Below are 2825 nucleotides of genomic sequence, written 5' to 3'. Positions count from 1 at the left end.
GTGAAGCTCACCGCCTGCCCCTTGGCCAAGATGCTGTCTTGGCGCACCTTCGACACCGTGGTGAAGTCGCCGCCGGCCAGCTGGTCCAGCAGCGCGATGCCGCTGGTGTATTGCTGGCGATAGCCGGCGATGCGCTGTTGCCAGGCGTAGGTCTGGGCGCGGTCCAGTGGAACGAACTCGGCCATGAAGTCCTCGGTGCCGCCCGCCCGATTACTCCACGGCCCACCCGCGTGCACCTCCGGTGGCGAAAAGGAGAACGCCGCCAGCATGGTGTCCAGGTAACGAACGACGTTCGCTTCGGCGGCCCCCGGATGGCCGCGCTCGAGCAGGTGGTCTTCGGGCCCGGGGATCAGCCGGCGTGTGGCGGCGTCGAGCACCGCAGCCTGGTGCGGCGTCAGGAATCGGTACCCCGTGTCCGCAGACGCGGGCGGCAGGACGCGCGGTACCGCAGCGGCAAGCGGCAGCAGGCTGAGCCCGCCGAGCACCGCGCGCCGGGACACCGGCGCCGGCACGCCGGGCCCGTCAACGGCCTTGTCGCTGGCCACGGGCAGAGTATGACGGGAATATCGGGCCCACCAGGGGAATGCCCGCGCAGCGGCGTGTCGCGTTGGTTAGCTCGCTGCGCGGGTCTCCTCACCCTGGTGCGCCTCGGCAGCCAGCACCGCCAACTGCTCGAGCCTGGTCCGCGCGAACGCCTGCTGCTCGGTGATGGTCAGCTGACCGCGCCGGCCGCTGAGGAAGGTCACCGCCCACGACAGCACCGTGGTGATCTTGTTCTTGAAACCGATCAGGTACACCAGATGCAGGACCAGCCACGCCAGCCAGGCGATCGGCCCGCCGAACTCCAGCGGGCCGATCTTGGCCACCGCGGAGAACCGCGAGACCGTGGCCATCGAACCCTTGTCGAAATACTGGAACGGCTCGCGCTGCGCCGGGTCGGCGCCGGCCAGTTCGGCTGTGATCGTGCCCGCGGCGTACTTGGCGCCCTGGATGGCGCCCTGCGCCACCCCCGGGACACCGTCGACGGCGGCCATGTCGCCGATCACAAACACGTTCGGGTAGCCGGGAATCGTCAAGTCCGGCAACACCTTCACCCGGCCCGCGCGGTCGAGTTCGGCTCCCGACTGCCGGGCCAGGTCCCGGCCCAACGGGCTGGCCGACACCCCGGCCGACCACACCTTGCAGGCCGACTCGATGCGGCGGGTCGTGCCGTCGGCGTCCTTGACGGTGATGCCGTCACGGTCGACGTCGGTGACCATCGCGCCGAGCTGGATCTCCACACCCATCTTCTCCAGCCGTGCCGCAGCCTTCTTGCCGAGCTTTTCACCCATCGGCGGCAGCACCGCGGGGGCGGCGTCGAGCAGGATCACCCGCGCCCGGGTGGAGTCGATGTGCCGGAACGTGCCCTTGAGCGTGTACTCGGCCAGTTCGGCGATCTGGCCGGCCATCTCCACACCGGTGGGGCCGGCGCCGACGACGGTGAAGGTCAACAGCTTCTCGCGGCGCTCGGCATCGTTGGACCGCTCGGCCTGCTCGAACGCGCTCAAGATCCGGCCCCGCAGCTCCAGCGCGTCGTCGATGGATTTCATGCCGGGCGCGAACTCGGCGAAGTGGTCGTTGCCGAAGTAGGACTGGCCGGCGCCGGCGGCGACGATCAGGCTGTCGTAGGGCGTCTGGTAGGTGTGGCCGAGCAACTCCGAGACGACGTAGCGTTCTGCCAGGTCGATGTGCGTGACGTCGCCCAGCAGCACCTGGGCGTTGCGCTGTTTGCGCAGCACGACCCGGGTCGGGGGAGCGATCGCACCTTCGGCGACGATGCCGGTCGCGACCTGGTAGAGCATCGGCTGGAACAGGTGATGGGTAGTGCGGGCGATGAGCTTGATGTCGACTTGACATCCGCGGGGGACGCGCTTGAGCTTCTTGACGACGTTCAGTCCGCCGAACCCGGAACCGATGACGACGACACGGTGCGGGTGACGGGTCGCAGTGTCTTCGGCTGGGGCACTCATGACTGCGGCTTTGCTCCTCGACAGCGACTGCGTTCACCCACACGGTAGTCGTCCGGACAGGCCGCCTTCGAATACGGGTGCTGTGCGATCAGCCACACCCGCGGGCGCCGGGCCTGACGCGCGTCGCGCCGTCAGCAACCGACCAGCGGGCGCAGCGCCTCGGCGGCGGCGGTGATGACGCCGGGGGTGTAGCCGTGCGTGGGCAGGTTGATGATCAGCCCCTGCACGCCGGCGTCGAGCACCTTGGCCTGCACCTGGTCGGCGATCTCGGCGGGGCTGCCGGCCACCGCACGCGCGCGCACCGCCGGCGGGATCATGTCGGGCGTGGCGTTCTCGTCGACCATCACCGTCAACAGCATGCTGGTCTGCAGTGTCGAGGGGTCGCGGCCGGCTTCGTCGCATCGCCGGGCCAGGGCGTCGATTTTGCCCGGCAGCTGATCGAAGCCGGCGATGATGTTGAGGTGGTCGGCGTAGCGCGCGGCGATCGAGAAGGTCTTCTTCTCGCCGCTGCCGCCGATCAGGATCGGGATGCGGTCGCGGTAGCGCGGCTCGGCCATGGCCTCCTCGGTGGTGTACCAGTCGCCGGCGAAGGACACCCGCTCGCCCCTGATCATCGGGTCGAGGATCTGCAGCGCCTCCTCCAGCCGGTTGAACCGGTCGGTGAAGGTGCCGAACTCGAAACCGAGTTGGCGATGTTCCAGCTCGAACCAGCCGGTGCCGATGCCCAGGACGGCCCGGCCCGCGCTGACCACGTCCAGCGTGGTGATGACCTTCGCCAGCAGGGTCGGGTTGCGGTAGGTGTTGCCGGTGACTAGC

At 69.2% G+C, this 2825-nt stretch carries 3 protein-coding genes; all 3 read right to left on the bottom strand.

Annotated features, from left to right (window positions below):
• Positions 1–545, bottom strand: a 545-nt coding sequence (locus tag ABDW21_RS16765; protein ID WP_343710776.1) for a gluconate 2-dehydrogenase subunit 3 family protein, incomplete at its 3' end; no start/stop codon positions are given.
• 66 nt (positions 546–611) lie between these two features.
• Positions 612–2009: an NAD(P)/FAD-dependent oxidoreductase gene (locus ABDW21_RS16760; RefSeq protein ID WP_343710775.1), complete on the bottom strand. Its 1398-nt coding sequence runs from the start codon at positions 2007–2009 to the stop codon at positions 612–614.
• A gap of 131 nt (positions 2010–2140) precedes the next feature.
• Positions 2141–2825 (bottom strand): LLM class flavin-dependent oxidoreductase (locus ABDW21_RS16755; protein WP_343710774.1); only part of this gene is annotated, 685 nt, incomplete at its 5' end.

It is taken from the genome of Mycobacterium sp. (assembly GCF_039583805.1).
Taxonomy (GTDB): Bacteria; Actinomycetota; Actinomycetes; order Mycobacteriales; family Mycobacteriaceae; genus Mycobacterium.
The sequence above is the reverse complement of the archived record's forward strand: the minus strand, read 5'-3'. Positions and strand labels throughout refer to the sequence as shown.

Excerpts from the sequence above, each read along its gene's own strand:
- ABDW21_RS16760 (WP_343710775.1), bottom strand. The coding sequence starts at position 2,009 with ATGAGTGCCCCAGCCGAAGACACTGCGACCCGTCACCCGCACCGTGTC.